General features: G+C 59.6%; 12 protein-coding genes. 4 read left to right on the forward strand and 8 right to left on the reverse strand.

Annotation, left to right across the window (positions count from 1 at the left end; genetic code table 11):
• Window positions 1–129: 129 nt before the first annotated feature.
• Both JN414_RS14165 and JN414_RS16990 read right to left on the reverse strand, forming a co-directional pair.
• Window positions 130–1605 (reverse strand): Fic family protein, encoded by a 1476-nt coding sequence (locus JN414_RS14165; RefSeq protein ID WP_202208485.1) that lies wholly within the window; start codon window positions 1603–1605, stop codon window positions 130–132.
• Window positions 1606–1612: 7 nt separating this feature from the next.
• Window positions 1613–1828, reverse strand: a complete 216-nt coding sequence (locus JN414_RS16990; protein WP_063905511.1) for an antitoxin VbhA family protein — start codon at window positions 1826–1828, stop codon at window positions 1613–1615.
• A gap of 126 nt (window positions 1829–1954) precedes the next feature.
• Here JN414_RS16990 and JN414_RS16995 point away from each other — a divergent pair, with 126 nt between their 5' ends.
• On the forward strand, window positions 1955–2233 hold the full coding sequence (locus JN414_RS16995) for a hypothetical protein (RefSeq protein WP_225198652.1): 279 nt from the start codon (window positions 1955–1957) through the stop codon (window positions 2231–2233).
• Between the two features lie 88 nt (window positions 2234–2321).
• Here the strand turns inward: JN414_RS16995 and JN414_RS14175 are convergent, their stop codons facing one another.
• The 4 genes from JN414_RS14175 to JN414_RS14190 all read right to left on the reverse strand — a co-directional run bounded on the left by JN414_RS14175 (window position 2322) and on the right by JN414_RS14190 (window position 5003).
• Window positions 2322–2723 (reverse strand): hypothetical protein, encoded by a 402-nt coding sequence (locus tag JN414_RS14175; RefSeq protein ID WP_202208486.1) that lies wholly within the window; start codon window positions 2721–2723, stop codon window positions 2322–2324.
• 19 nt (window positions 2724–2742) lie between these two features.
• Window positions 2743–3555 carry a hypothetical protein gene (locus JN414_RS14180; RefSeq protein ID WP_064273028.1) on the reverse strand — a complete coding sequence of 271 codons (813 nt, stop codon included), beginning with the start codon at window positions 3553–3555 and terminating at the stop codon, window positions 2743–2745.
• A gap of 108 nt (window positions 3556–3663) precedes the next feature.
• Window positions 3664–4143 (reverse strand): hypothetical protein, encoded by a 480-nt coding sequence (locus tag JN414_RS14185; RefSeq protein ID WP_202208487.1) that lies wholly within the window; start codon window positions 4141–4143, stop codon window positions 3664–3666.
• Window positions 4140–5003, reverse strand: a complete 864-nt coding sequence (locus JN414_RS14190) for an FAD-binding oxidoreductase (protein WP_202208488.1) — start codon at window positions 5001–5003, stop codon at window positions 4140–4142. Before JN414_RS14190 ends, JN414_RS14185 begins: the two co-directional genes overlap by 4 nt.
• Window positions 5004–6093: 1090 nt before the next feature.
• On the opposite strand from JN414_RS14190, the gene JN414_RS14195 reads away from it, so the two are divergent.
• From JN414_RS14195 to JN414_RS14205, 3 genes are all read left to right on the forward strand, one after another.
• Window positions 6094–6420 carry a hypothetical protein gene (locus tag JN414_RS14195; RefSeq protein WP_202208490.1) on the forward strand — a complete coding sequence of 109 codons (327 nt, stop codon included), beginning with the start codon at window positions 6094–6096 and terminating at the stop codon, window positions 6418–6420.
• On the forward strand, window positions 6417–9593 hold the full coding sequence (gene mobF, locus JN414_RS14200; protein ID WP_202208492.1) for a MobF family relaxase: 3177 nt from the start codon (window positions 6417–6419) through the stop codon (window positions 9591–9593). Before JN414_RS14195 ends, mobF begins: the two co-directional genes overlap by 4 nt.
• Window positions 9594–9806: 213 nt before the next feature.
• The gene (locus JN414_RS14205; protein ID WP_061507296.1) at window positions 9807–10211 is read left to right on the forward strand and encodes a hypothetical protein; all 405 of its coding nucleotides are present in this window, start codon (window positions 9807–9809) and stop codon (window positions 10209–10211) included.
• 82 nt (window positions 10212–10293) lie between these two features.
• On the opposite strand, the gene JN414_RS14210 is transcribed toward JN414_RS14205, so the two are convergent.
• Both JN414_RS14210 and JN414_RS14215 read right to left on the reverse strand, forming a co-directional pair.
• Complete coding sequence (locus JN414_RS14210; RefSeq protein ID WP_202208493.1) at window positions 10294–12609, reverse strand: type IV secretory system conjugative DNA transfer family protein; 2316 nt, start codon at window positions 12607–12609, stop codon at window positions 10294–10296.
• 4 nt (window positions 12610–12613) lie between these two features.
• Window positions 12614–13048 (reverse strand): hypothetical protein, encoded by a 435-nt coding sequence (locus tag JN414_RS14215; protein WP_202208494.1) that lies wholly within the window; start codon window positions 13046–13048, stop codon window positions 12614–12616.
• Window positions 13049–13059 lie beyond the last annotated feature (11 nt).

Consider the following 13059-nt stretch of genomic DNA (forward strand, 5'->3'; position numbering starts at 1 on the left):
CGGCCTGTCCCGTCGCCCGTCTTGGCCGGTGGCAGGATGGGCTCAGGAAAACGCCACCGTCGTTCCACTCTCGTCGCCGTCAGTGTGCTCGCCGCACGGGCAGGATGGGTCTAGGAAAACAGGGGGCGATCAGCCGGGGCCGGGTGTTCGGGCGGACGAAAGAGACGGGCGGCCTGTAGGGTCTTCGTTGGCGTTTAGGGCGGGCTGGCCGGTCAGGGTCTGAATCAGCGCGCGGCCCGGTTCAGAGGTGGGAGTCCGGCTGGCATGGCGGGCGATTTCCCGATCCGTCCCGGCCAGGTCTGTCAGGATTTCTGTTTCCCGACCGTGAGCGGCCCCAAACGCAAAAGCCTTTTCCCGACTGTCGCCATAGGCTGCCATGTCCTTCTGCACCTTGCCCAGCTCGCGGGCGAAGGTGGGATTGTGGCGCAGTTCCTTTTCGATCTCTTTCCCGAGCGCCGCATGACGGCCTCCGGCCTTCATGCCGGTGAAGGCCTGTGCTGCATCGCCGCCCTCCTGGCGGATCGCGGCCTCGATGTCGCGGCAGACGAGGGAAGGCGGGGCCGACCAGAACGCATGAAGAGAGGCGGCGGCCTTACGGCCTTCTTCCTTGGCCTGTGCCAGGAGCGCGCTTTCGCGCTTCTCTTCCGCAGGCCCGAAGACGGCCGGAATAACCGGACGGGGCACGGGCCGAAGCGTTGGAGCAGCAGAGGCCGTCAAAAAATCGGACTGCACGGTGACAGTGTATCCGCCATTCTGTCGGACAGCGTTTCGCAAATCCGCGACAGGCACCGCCACGATCCCGTCAGGCGTTTCGAACGCACCGGAGAGGCTGGTCCGTGCCTTGAAGATCCCCGAGACCGTTTCCCCAGGCGCGGCCGTGCGGATGACGAGGTCATCCAGCGGCCTTGCGGCAGGGCCAGAGCCCATGTCCTGCATCAGCTCCTTAAGGGCACGCGCACGGGTGGGATCGGTGGCATCTGTCAGCAAGGCCCCCATAGCAGGGTGATCCGGATCCTGCGTGCCGGCAATGGACGCGGACACCATGCGGGCTTTTGTGATGACGGAAAGGTCCACGTTATGCCCGTAATGACGGCCGAGTTCTGAAAGAAAGGCCTCCTGCGTTCTGCCGTTTCCTTCTCGGAACGGGTGGACATAATTGAGTTCGTTTAGAACCTTTCCGGCAACGGCCGCGAACTGCTCCGGCGTGGAGTTCTTCAGCACATCCGGGTTGCGGATGGGCTTGAAGGCCTCGTTTAGCCCCATGTCGATATGGGAGCCGGGGAGGAAGGTTGTTGACCCTTTCCGCATGGAGCCGATCGGTTCGACCCGTGCTCCGTCCACGACCGGCCTTTCGTGGCGCATGTGACCGGCCCACTCATAGACGTCCTGGAAGATATGCCGATGGATGGCCTTCAGGTGGTCGGCATCGAAAGAGCCGGACGGCCCCAGACCCATCCGGATTTCCAGAATCCTGTGACTGGTGCGGCGGTACTCTTCGGGGTGAAGCTCGGAATGGCGGCGCAGGCCGAGACGGTTTCGCAGAACGTCCGTCTGGTCAGGATCATCCGAGACATTTGGGTAGGTGTAACCGTGGGCGGGAGGCATTGACGCGTCAGAGGGCGGGATTCAGTCTCCGCCCCAGTTCGGCGAGGTCGATCTGTCCCGCGACGAACGACTGGCAGGCATCCTCGATAAGGGGATCATGCGTGTAGCCCTGCCGTCTCTGGGCCGCGAGGGTCCATTCGACCGCATCCTGACGGCGCGCGCGCTCTTCATCCGAAAGGGCGGAAAAAGGCGTCGGAGCGAAAAGGGTTTTGGCTGAACTCATAGGAAGAAATTAGCGGTTTTTGCGAGAAATGGCAAGGTTTTCCGGGCTTCGCGGCCTCTCTGGATGCGTATTTTGAAGGAGCGATTATTTACGCTCAGTCGCAGAACGCGGCGGCACGATACCCTTATGACGAAGAGCCTTTCCCCTCTCGATAGCCGCCCGAAGCACCTGACCGGGCCGCGCCTGTCTCTTGCCCTGTTCCGGATCGGATGGTCCGAGCGTCAGGCCGCCGAGAAATGCGACATGCACCGCAACCAGTTCCGGCGCTGCCTGGAGGGCACGTCCTCTCTTCCGGCTGATCTGTCTTTGTGGCTACTGGATCTGGAAGCGGCCCATGTGGCCCATCCCTGTCCCCGGCAGAGAAAGGCCGATCCCATTCTCGCCGAGATCCGCAAAGCCGGGTGACATTGCCCGCGACGTGGTGGCTTCCGGTGTCTCCACGTCCAGGCTCAGGGAATACGAAAAAGGCAGCCCGGAGGCTGCCTCATTGTTATCAGTCGTGATGATAGCTGAAACCTTGTGTACCATCTGACATGAGAACCGGCTCACAGCGGGCTGTCGGGTCGGCTGCCGCTGCGTAAGGCTTGATGAGTGCCTGCTTTATCCAGCCTGACTTCATGTTCATTTGCAGCGCTGGAATATAGCCGTTTACCGGTGCCGTATCTGATTTTACGGCCAATACTTCAGCGGCTCCGCCCATGGTCTGCGCACCATCACGGGGTTCGCTGTAAAGCATAGGTGGATGGTTGAAATCCATCTCCTGCTCGTGGGTCAAATTCAGCATCGCACAGCTATACCCCGGCAGGGTCTTCACTACGTGGCGTGCGGCAGCCATGGCGTGAGACGATGTAAACGCCGCGACGACAAGCAAAGGGAAGTAGAGTGTCCGTTTCATGGTTGAATCCTAGCGTTTATTAAGAGTTTAGAACAGGCAATGTTGCGCCTGATCCCATCTTGTCTGCGACTGATTGCCTCCACTGACTGACCGTCTCACCTGCGGAAATGCCATTTTTTGCGAGTGCAGACGCGCTGTACGAAGGAAGTGTTTCGGCCATGGTTGCGTCCGGATTGGCCTGAGCGATGGCCCGACCCGATGATGGCCCGAAATTATAGTAACCTCTGACATCCACGGAGGTGGGGTTGCTGATCCCTTGATTTTGTAGATAGGTCGCGCCGTCCTTCAGGTACTGAGCGGCTGCTACTGCTTGTGTTGCCGGATCCTGTTGGCCTGCCGTTCCGGACGTAATGGTGCTGGCGAGGCCGGGGTTGGCCGCGAGTGCTTTGCTCATTTCTTCGCTGTAGGTTCCATTGGACATCTGGAACGCACCGGTAATCGTGTTTCCTGAGCTGTTCGCCGTATAGACATTCTGACAGCCTGATTCGACCTGACAGGTTGCGGCCAAGGCGGCCGGATTGACGCCGAGGGAAGATGCGTTGTCAGCGGCCTGATAGCCCCATGCGCGACTATAAAGTGTTTGCAGGGCGTCCGATCCATTCGAAACGGGTTGAGTGGTCTGGATGACCTTGCCGTCTCCGCCGATCTGCTGGACGGTCCCTGCTGGTACCGTGAAGTTCGGCAGGCCGACTTCCGGATAGACGACATGCGGGACTTCCGGCAGGCCGTTCGGCACTTCAATCGACTGTGCCTGGCACGAACCGCTGAGGCCAAGTCCGGCCGAGAAAGCCAGACCTGTAATCAAAAAGGATTGTTTGAAGGGCGGCGGCATTGAGCACTCCTGTGTTGGGGTGGTCAGTATCCGCCTGTAGTCTGCGACTTTGAGTATTGTCTGAACAGCTCTTGTTGGCGCGAGGCGGTGTGTCCGTTTTGGACACACCTAAATCAGGTGATCGAGGATAATTCCGAAGACGGTTCCGCCCACGATCATGGTGGCGAACCATCCGGCCCGCTTGCTGATTTCGTCCCGTCGAACACGAGTGCCCGCCATCACGATCTGCGCTTTCATTGAGGCCGCGATTTCATGTTTTACGGTGCTCAGGATCTCGGCGACTTTTGCTTTGACTGTCTTTTCGTCGATCTGCTTCATCTGATCTGAGACAGCGATAGCACTGCGAAGAACGCCTTGCACGGCAGCCATCTCTTCCGCGCTTGCACGGCGGCAGTCTTCTGCCATTTGCTCACAGGAACGCTGAGCAGCAAGACAGCGCTCTCCCATGGCTTCCATACTATCGACCATCATCATCATGAGTTGTGCTTCAGGCTTGCGCGGCGTTTGCACCCAGTATTCGCAGGCCTGTTTGAGGCCTGCTATCCGTTTGCGAAATTCTTCCTGCTCGGCCCTGCAGGAGAGCGTCATTCGTCGTCTCCATCGTCGCCATTTTCGATCTCATCTTTCGAGACAACGGGGGGCAGGCCGTTTGGCATGTTTGGTAGGAAATCGGCCCCCAAGTCTCTCATGAACGCAGGAATGGAATGGCGTAGCCAGAAATCGAAGCGGAGCGTATCGAACCATGAAGGAGTGGGCATACCTGGAACCGGCTTGCCCGCTACGAAATCAAAAAACGATTGATTGCGCTCGGCCACCTTGAGAAGCCCGTTGACAGCGGGGAAGGTCGCGACAGTCCCTTTGTTCGTGAGAGCCTGCTGGACGGCGGGGTGTCGAATGATCGCCCGTGTGTGCTCCTTTGAGTCCGCTTTGTAAGATGCGAGACCTTCGTTGATGATGACGACGCTTCCTGGCGGGTTGAAATCGCGCCGATGCAGGTCGTCAAGATAGTCCAAATCGGCGGGTTCAAAACCAATGACGAAATAGGGGATCAAGCGGACTTTCATTCGCCTCATCGCACCGAGGAGTGGAGAGCCTTGAATCAGTTCATGAACGGCCGTCCAACCGCCGCCAATATCCAGCACAGCATCGCGGCCTGTCTGGGCCATACCCATAATCTGCTCTTCGAGCCATGCGGCCTGTCCACTTGCGTGCTGTTCGGGTGGGGTCAGAACATCCACACCGACCGTGTCGATGGCGTGAGACTTGTTCATGATGTCTGTATTCCAGACTTGTGGGTCTCCGCCCTGTTGCAGGGTGATCTCGGTGATAGCTTTAAGAATGGTCGTCTTTCCGACCCTCTGGCGTCCGATTGCTACGATCAGGCGAGGGCGGCGCGGTTTGGCTTCGGCTGCTGGTTCGGTCTTGGACGTCTTTGCCGTGGCAGTCATGGTTTACTCCGTCAGGAAGCCCGGTCCTCTTGCTCGCTTTTGAGCAAAGAGCTTCTCTTCAATTTCATTTGTGAGCCTCGCAGCTCTCTCCTCCGGAGTTTCCTTTCGGTCCTCCAGATCGCTTCGGAGTGTCTCCGTTTGATCTGCGACTGAGACTGTCCTTTCCGAGCCGGTCTCATTTTTTTTCAATGGGCGGTCTGAATAGGCTTCTTCAACAGAAGCTGGACGCCAGTCTGCCGGGACACGACTGGGTGAGACGGGTTTTGGTTTGTGTGAGGCCTCGTCAGGCCGTTCAGCCCGCAGCGCTCTTTTCCTTCTAAGAGCCCTGATCCGCGTAAAGCGTGCTCTGCACTTTTTCCATGTGGCCGGAGTGTTTTCGAGCGAGAGACCATCCTCGATCGCCGCACTAACAAGTTTCTCCCAGGACCATCCTTTCTCGTATCGGAGAGCTTCGATTTCCTCGCAGTGTTCGTCGATCCACAGATAGAGAGGCGAAGTGTCTGCTCGGTATGATCTTCCGGGATCAGTCTCGGCCAGTCTGGCGAGGCCTTTGGACAGGGTTTTCGTCATGACACTTCTCTTTTGTGTGTGTCCGTTTCGGACACGATGTTCTTCGATCCACTGCGGCGACGGCACTGATCTAGAGTGCGCCAACGTTACACAGAGCCTAGCGCATTGTGTGCGACTACAAAGCGCTACCTCCATAATACACATACGACCCCACGGGGACTACATAGCGATATACTCACGACCAACCTACGACCTGCCTACGACGGCATTACGACCTACCTACGACCCACGAACGACCTCAGAGCAACCCCATAACGACCTACCAGACGACTACACAACGACTACACAAAAATAAGGCTCTTCATAGACCATTGCACCGTTGGTGCGGACGGCTTCGCCGCGCAGGGAAAAAGGAAGAGGATGAGGGACGATGAGTGAGGCCCCTCATTCGGTTGCTCTGAGGTCGTTCGTGGGTCGTAGAGCAGCCTGACGAAAGGGGGGCGATCGGAAGAGGAACCGGATCGACCTGCCGCCATGATGAGATGATCTCAGTCGCACGAGGGCTTTCTATCCTGCCCTCATGACAGATCAGACCCAGACCCCCGACCGCCCTCCCGAGACCGACGTTTCGGATCGGGAGCTTCTTCAGAACCTTCTCGCCCGCTCTGACAAGCAGGGAGAAGAGATCCGGTTCATCAGCGAAAAGCTGAGTATCCTGATCGAGCTTCTTACCCCCTCGGAGAAGGGGGACGGCCCGACACTGGACGACATTCTCGCGCGCCTGGTCGAGCTGATGAAGGATCAGGAGCCGGTCATCAGGCGCATCGACCACACGACCGCTAGAAACAACGACCTCCTTGAAGGCCGTAAGGTTCGTCCGAAGACAGAGGACGGCCACACGCCATGATGACTTTCCGCAAGATTTCGGCGGAGTGTAACGGCAAGTTCGTGGCCGCCTACTTCACCGAAGGGGCACCGGATCCGGAGCACGATTTCCGCACGGACACCGGCAAGGTGCCTGACGGTGATGGTCAGCGCCTCACGAATTACTACCTCGGCCGTGATGGCCGGGCCTCGTTCAATCCGGGCATGAGCCAGCAGATGGCGGACGTCCTCGGCGTGGATCGGCGGGCCATGCCCACCACCGAAACACTTGCGGCCCTGTTCGAGGGCAAGCGCGCTGACAATGGTGAGCAATGGTCTCAGGCCAAGCGGAAGATCAGCGCCTACGACCTGACCATGGCCCCGCACAAGTCGGTCACGCTGGCTGCCGAGTTCGCGCCAACACAGGCCGAAGGCGCCGCTATCTGGAACGCTGTGCAGCGGGCCAATGATGCGACCATGCAGTATGTGGCCCGCGAGTTGGGCTTTGCCCGACGCGGTCACGGTGGGGAAGACGGAGAAGAAGCCGGGGAGGTCGCCTGGACTTCCTACCGTCACCGCACGTCGCGCCCGACCCTGACCCTGCATGATGCCGAGACCGATACCACCTATCTGCGTGAGGCCCCGACCGGGGGCGATCCGCAGATGCACATCCATAACTCGCTCTACAATGTTGTTGTGACCGAGAGCGGCCATGTGGGTTCGCTGGACACGAAGCGCCTGCGCTCCCGTGTGCACGAGTTTGGCGCCTTCTTCCAGGCGGAACTGGCGGATGAGCTTCGCAAGCTCGGGATCGCGCAATCCTACGACGCCAAGGAGCAGGCAACCGTTATCTCTGCCGTTCCGCAGGAGGCCTGTGACGCTTTCTCCAGCCGCACGGCCGAGGTGACGCGATCCGCTCGGGCCTATGCCGAGAAGGAAGGGCACGACTGGAATACCATGACGGCCGAGCTGAAAAACAAGATGCTCAAGGCCGCCAGTCTGGCGCACAGGCAGAAGAAGAATGAATCCGCTGACGACGTTCAGGCCTGGCGCGAACGGGCCGCCGCGATTGGCTGGGAGCATCACAGCGTCATGGGCACGGCTGAGGCCACGGAGGTATCTGTCGCGGACCGGCATGAGCAGGCCTATGCGTTCGCGGCCAGGCATCTCGGCAAGGAGTTTGAGACGGCAGCCGTTCTCGATCACGACAAGCTGAGGATGTACGCCGCTCGCGGCCTCATCGGCGCGGGGATCTCCGGGGGCATTGAAGACATCGACCAGGTCGTCAAACTGATCGAGGACAAAGGCCTTGAGGTTCGGGGCGAACAGGTCAGTCTTGTGTCCTGCGTGAAGATTGACCGGGTCCGCGTGACCAACACGGCACAGATCCGTGTCGAGGAGACCCTTGCCAAGGAGGCCGTTCGGGCCTCCGCAGATCGCAGTGCTTCCCTCTCGGACGCCCAACTCACAGAGGCCATCGCGCGATGCGACCTCGATTTCGACAACGAACACGGCCAGTCCCAGAAGGCGGCGATCTACGCCCTGGGGAAGGCCGGAAAGATTTCGATGCTCACGGGTGTTGCCGGCTCCGGCAAGACAACGCTGCTTCAGCCGCTCGTGGATGCCTGGAAGCGGGATACCCGGTTCTCGGAGAAGGGCCGTGAGATCATCGGCCTTGCGACGGCCTGGCGACAGGCCGATGCGCTTGGTGATGCCGGGATCCATCAGCGCTACGCCATGATGCCCTTCCTCAGCCGCCTTGAGAAAGGCGAGCAGGCCGTGGACGAGAACACGGTTCTGGTCATTGACGAGGTCGGCCAGATCGCACCGCGCCAGATGCTTCAGCTTCTGGAGCTGCAACGCGCGAGCGGCTGCACCATCAAGGCCTTGGGCGATCGGGAGCAGGCCCAATCCATTGAGGCCGGTGATACTGTCGAGATCCTGCGCAGGGTTCTGGCCAAGGAGGATATGCCGGAGCTGCTGTCCACGGTCCGCCAGACAACGGCCCGCAATCGTGAGATTGCCGGACTGTTCCGTGGCGAGACACCAGATGCGGATGCACTGGACGCGCTTCGACCCAAAGGAAAGGCCGCCTATGCCAACCGGGATCAGGAAAATGCGGACGATCCGCGCAACGCCTTTCACTTTGAGGAAGTCCGCCGCGCCATCGACATGAAGCGCGAAGACGGCACCATCCGCCTGGTCGGCGGCGATCAGGACGAGGTTCTGCAAAAGATTGCCGAGCTTTATGTTACGCGCCGCGACGCTCTGGCCGCATCCGGATCAAATCGCGGGATCAGCATGTCGGCCCTGACCAACCAGGACGCGGCCGACCTCAGTCGCGCCGTGCGCAGGATCCTGCAGAACCGTGGCGAAATCTCCCGGGATGAAGTGAAGCTGGATGCGGTCGATCAGCGTGGCGAAACCTATGAGCTTCAGGTTGCAGCCGGCGACAGGTTGCGCCTGTTCCGGCGCACCTGGGGGGCGGTCGAAGGAAAGGGGACCACCGTTGGCAACAACGGCGATGTCGTGGAGGTTGTCTCGCACGGCAAGGACGGCCTGAAAGTCCGGATGAAGGACGGGCGGGAGGCAGATGTTGAATGGCGTCGGCTGAAGGACCACAAGACCGGCCGGATCCTGCTTGGCTTCGGCCATGCGATGACCATTGATGCCGCCCAGGGCCTCACCTCAGACGAACATATCAACGCGCTTCCGCGAGGCGTGGCGACGGCAACCGGGTTTACGTCTTACGTGGCAGAGAGCCGAGCCAAGGGCACGACCTGGACCATGATCTCAGACGGCGCGACGTTTGAGGCCGTCCGCAACGGGCGCGCGCTCGGTGATACGACGGAGATCACCAGTGATGATCTGTGGAACCATGTGGCCAAAGGCATGTCCAACAAGCCCTACAAGGCGCTTGGCATGGATCTCCCATTCACCTCGCAGGAGGAACGGGAGAAGCACGTTCAGGAGTTGATCCGCCTTGGTAAGATGCAGGAGGAAATGGCGCAGGAGGGCCGCGACTATGGGCGCGAGGTGGCCAACCGCGTTCAGGCCATCGCTGTTGAGAAGTCCGCGGCGCCGAGGCTGAAAGATCTCGATAGCCAGATCGAAGCGCTGATGATCAGTCATAGTAGCGCTATGTCTCGGGAGGAACATGAGGTGCGCCTGGAGCGTGTCGCGAAACTCATGAAGAGCATCTCTCCTGAACTATGAGAGAAATCCAGAATGAGAGTGGAGGAAGAGGCCGCTGGTGCACTACACGCCGCCCGACTGTTGTAGCATTTTAGCACGTTTTCGAGCTATCTAGACGTCAGGCTGGTTATGTCTTGTTACGGTCTGCACGAGCTGAATCCACATTAGACTTGAATGAAGAAGCAGGGGACAATTCGAGCCTGTAAAGAATCTCACAAACCAAAAAGGATATTTATGAGTTTATCTGCACTGATAGGTCATGCAGTATTCCACGAAGGAATAAGTGTTACCACGTTTCCACAGAATTACCCTCAGGACATATTCGATGGTATTCTGAAGCTTGAGCACAAGTTCGTCGCACTTCTACTCGAAAAGCGTGGTGTTCATGGAAGTCGTGAAGTTGCGGCGGCTATTCTTCTGCTTGTCACAGAGCCATATGACGCCCAAGAAATTGTTGATAGCGTCTTTGGATTTATCAGTAGTGAGCCAAGCCTGAAATCGGTTGCGTCTCAGAAAGACCTTAAGCCCGCGCTAAGTCGCCTTCGCACACTGGAAGGTCTCGATCTGAGAGACGTTGACTGTCTTGAGCAAATTTTTACTGAACTCTGGTTAGATCGCTCACAATCCTCTTTAACATGAATTTTTAGACCTTCTGGTCTCTCAGGTCCTCTCAAGAATGTCGGGCGTCGTTTTCGTGATGAAAAGGAAGCCCGACACGCTCCTATGCCTGAAGCCTGTCCCTGACTCTACGGAAGGCGGCGAGGATCTTTTTTTCGCTTTCCCCTTTCGCTCCAGCGGTATTGGCCGGGAGTGTTCGGAGCTTGTCGCGGGTCGCCAGGACCAGCACAGCGCGCCGACGAGGCGTCCGACCGGTCTGACTGCCCACAAGCCGCTCCAGTTGCTCAATCTGCCCCAGAAACGCTCCGTCCATGGGTAGGGCAGGGGCAAGACTGTCGTCCTTGTTGTCGGCGCGCTGGACGCGGCCCCAGGCCAACATGCCTGCGAACGGTGTATTCCCTTCTCCATGGCCATGTGTCGTCGTGGCTCGAAGGTAATCCGTGAGTTCTGTCAGACATGAGCTAACGTCATCCATGAGGGCAAAACTGTTCCGCTGGTTCTCGTTTGCAATCTTACCAATCAAGGCTTCGACCGATGGCGGGACGCCCGAGCTGGCGGTCTCGATCTGGAAGTCGCCGTTTTCCAGCGTTTCGACGATGCCCCAGGTCTCGGCATCCGGATCCACACCATGCCCGGACTTGGGCGAGGGCAGCATGACCGGACGAGCGCGCCGCACCTCGCCTGAGCGTCCATTGATGTCGGCAAAGAACGTCTTGGAATGAATGACCCGGCCGCCGAACATCGTCACGGCCTCACCCTCGATCAGGCTTTGCAGATCGTTCCAGGGGAGGCGGGAGACTTCGCGGACCTCAGCGCCTGAGCCGTTGTAATATCCATAGCCGTCGTTCTCCACGCGGGTTGCCTGTGTCACCTCGACCTTATCGGCCTGCTGCTCCAGCCATTCACGGGTCTTCATGGCATCCTGAAGCCGCAGCGCATGGGTCAGGTTCGCGTTGCCGAGAAGGGAGAAGGCCTTTTCGCCAATCCGGGCCGTCAGGCCGGGCAGATCCTGAAACGAGATCCAGAACATGCAGTTCAGGCCACGGCCCATGGCGAGCATCCGGTCCATGCCGTCCGTCACATAGGCGGCCAACTCGTCGAAGAAGATCTGGAACGGTGCATCGCCAGCACCGGCCTTTAGCTTGAACACTTCGCTGGCAGAGCCGTGCAGCTTGGCGCCGAGGAGCTGGGCCATGACGCCGCGCAAAGAGGCCACGACAATCTTGCCCAGGCCCGCCAGACTGTCCGAGGAGTTCTCCAGAGACGGCAGGATGACGATCAGGATGCGGCGGTTCACCACCACATCGCGCATGATGATGTCGGCCGTCTCGGCGCTGAAGATATGCCCGAGACTGACGCCAAGCTGGGTGAAGACGCGCGAGAAATACATCTTCGCATAGCCGTGCTGTTCGGACGGCTTGTTTTCCTTCTGCGCGTTCCATTCCAGTGAGGAATCATAGCCGGGCAGTTCGCCGAGATACGCCTGAAGCGGCCACAGCACATCGTCCGGAATATCCTCGACCCTGCGCTCGATAGCCTGATTGGATCCGGGATTGCGGATAAGGAAGACCTTGTGCCGCGCAAGGGTGCCGATCCAGCGGAGGTCGGTGGCATAGCGGATCGCGTCGATATTGATGGGAATGCCGTGGGTGTCGCGCATCCAGACGAGGGCCGGAACCACCGTTCCGATGAGGCCGACAGCACGGTCACGAAAGACGCCGTTGGAATCATTGGCCGACTGCTCGCCAAGTTGGCTGACGAGCATTTCGCGGATGGCATCAGCGTTTCCGGTGGCAAACGGATTGAACGTGTTGGAATCCCGCGTGCCGGAGGCGGCGAGAAAGTTCAGCGCCAGCACCTGGTCATCGAGCCCGAACCGCCGTGCGAGGGCCAGCACGTCACCATAGACCGTGTTGTCGCCCTTGGCGTCCACGAGAATGCAACCCGAGCCATGGGCCAGGGCGTTCGTCATCAGGGAGACAATGGCCGTAGTCTTGCCAGACCCGGTGGTGCCCGGAATGGCCGCGTGCTGACGGGCCGCATCCGAAGACATCCAGAGCTGGCGACGGGTGCGCGCCTCGGTGCCGAGATAAAGAATGCCGTTGGCTTTGCGGGGTTTGCGATCCTTGGGATTGAGATCGTTCGCATCCTTCAGCCCGCTGTAGCGCGGCATATGGAGCGGAAGACGATCAGGACGGAGGACAACCCAGGCTGCCACGGCAGGGGCCACGAGGATCAGCGCGCCATCAATCGCAGGCACGAACCAGCCCAGACCGACCCCCACAAGTCCAAGCCAACCGGCCAAAGGCGAGCGAAGCTCTTCCTCCGTCTTTGTCCAGAACGGGCGTGTATCGCGGTATGTCTTTCCCCGCTCGACCTGCTGGTGGCCAAGCGGTGCGCCAATTTTACGAGCCGTCATGGCCTCAGTTCTCCAGACCGAACGGCGAGCCAGCCTGTGCGGGAGCGGACGGTGGCATCTCTACATGGGCGGGCTGATGCAGCGCCTTCAGGATCTGCTGTGGTGCCGTGGGTGCCTGAGCTTGCGGCTGCGTCTCCAGCGGGCCGCTGGAAGGCAACGGCGGAAGAGGCGCGGATTCAGGCATCACAGGCGCGGAGGCGTGCAGGCCGCCGAAGGTGTACAATAGACCTGCGCACACGGCGGCTGTCGCGGCAACCGGCAGAAAGCGGCGGATCCTGCTGGCCGGAGCGGCCTGAGATCCAACCGGGGCAATCTCTGCCTGAGGGGCCGCGACAGGCAGGGCTTGCGAGAAATGGAGATGGATCGGAGCCGTGCTGCCCTCCTCGATGTCGAGCGTGAGGGGTGCGTTCTGGCCATGCTGGAGAATGATGCGGGTCATGAAACTGTCCT

The sequence above is a fragment of the Gluconobacter sp. Gdi genome (genome assembly GCF_014132155.1).
Taxonomy (GTDB): Bacteria; Pseudomonadota; Alphaproteobacteria; order Acetobacterales; family Acetobacteraceae; genus Gluconobacter.

Excerpts from the sequence above, each read along its gene's own strand:
- JN414_RS14210 (WP_202208493.1), bottom strand. The coding sequence starts at position 12,609 with ATGACGGCTCGTAAAATTGGCGCACCGCTTGGCCACCAGCAGGTCGAG.
- mobF (WP_202208492.1), top strand. The coding sequence starts at position 6,417 with ATGATGACTTTCCGCAAGATTTCGGCGGAGTGTAACGGCAAGTTCGTG.
- JN414_RS14205 (WP_061507296.1), top strand. The coding sequence starts at position 9,807 with ATGAGTTTATCTGCACTGATAGGTCATGCAGTATTCCACGAAGGAATA.
- JN414_RS14215 (WP_202208494.1), bottom strand. The coding sequence starts at position 13,048 with ATGACCCGCATCATTCTCCAGCATGGCCAGAACGCACCCCTCACGCTC.
- JN414_RS14190 (WP_202208488.1), bottom strand. The coding sequence starts at position 5,003 with ATGACTGCCACGGCAAAGACGTCCAAGACCGAACCAGCAGCCGAAGCC.
- JN414_RS14195 (WP_202208490.1), top strand. The coding sequence starts at position 6,094 with ATGACAGATCAGACCCAGACCCCCGACCGCCCTCCCGAGACCGACGTT.
- JN414_RS14185 (WP_202208487.1), bottom strand. The coding sequence starts at position 4,143 with ATGACGCTCTCCTGCAGGGCCGAGCAGGAAGAATTTCGCAAACGGATA.
- JN414_RS14175 (WP_202208486.1), bottom strand. The coding sequence starts at position 2,723 with ATGAAACGGACACTCTACTTCCCTTTGCTTGTCGTCGCGGCGTTTACA.
- JN414_RS14165 (WP_202208485.1), bottom strand. The coding sequence starts at position 1,605 with ATGCCTCCCGCCCACGGTTACACCTACCCAAATGTCTCGGATGATCCT.
- JN414_RS16990 (WP_063905511.1), bottom strand. The coding sequence starts at position 1,828 with ATGAGTTCAGCCAAAACCCTTTTCGCTCCGACGCCTTTTTCCGCCCTT.
- JN414_RS16995 (WP_225198652.1), top strand. The coding sequence starts at position 1,955 with ATGACGAAGAGCCTTTCCCCTCTCGATAGCCGCCCGAAGCACCTGACC.
- JN414_RS14180 (WP_064273028.1), bottom strand. The coding sequence starts at position 3,555 with ATGCCGCCGCCCTTCAAACAATCCTTTTTGATTACAGGTCTGGCTTTC.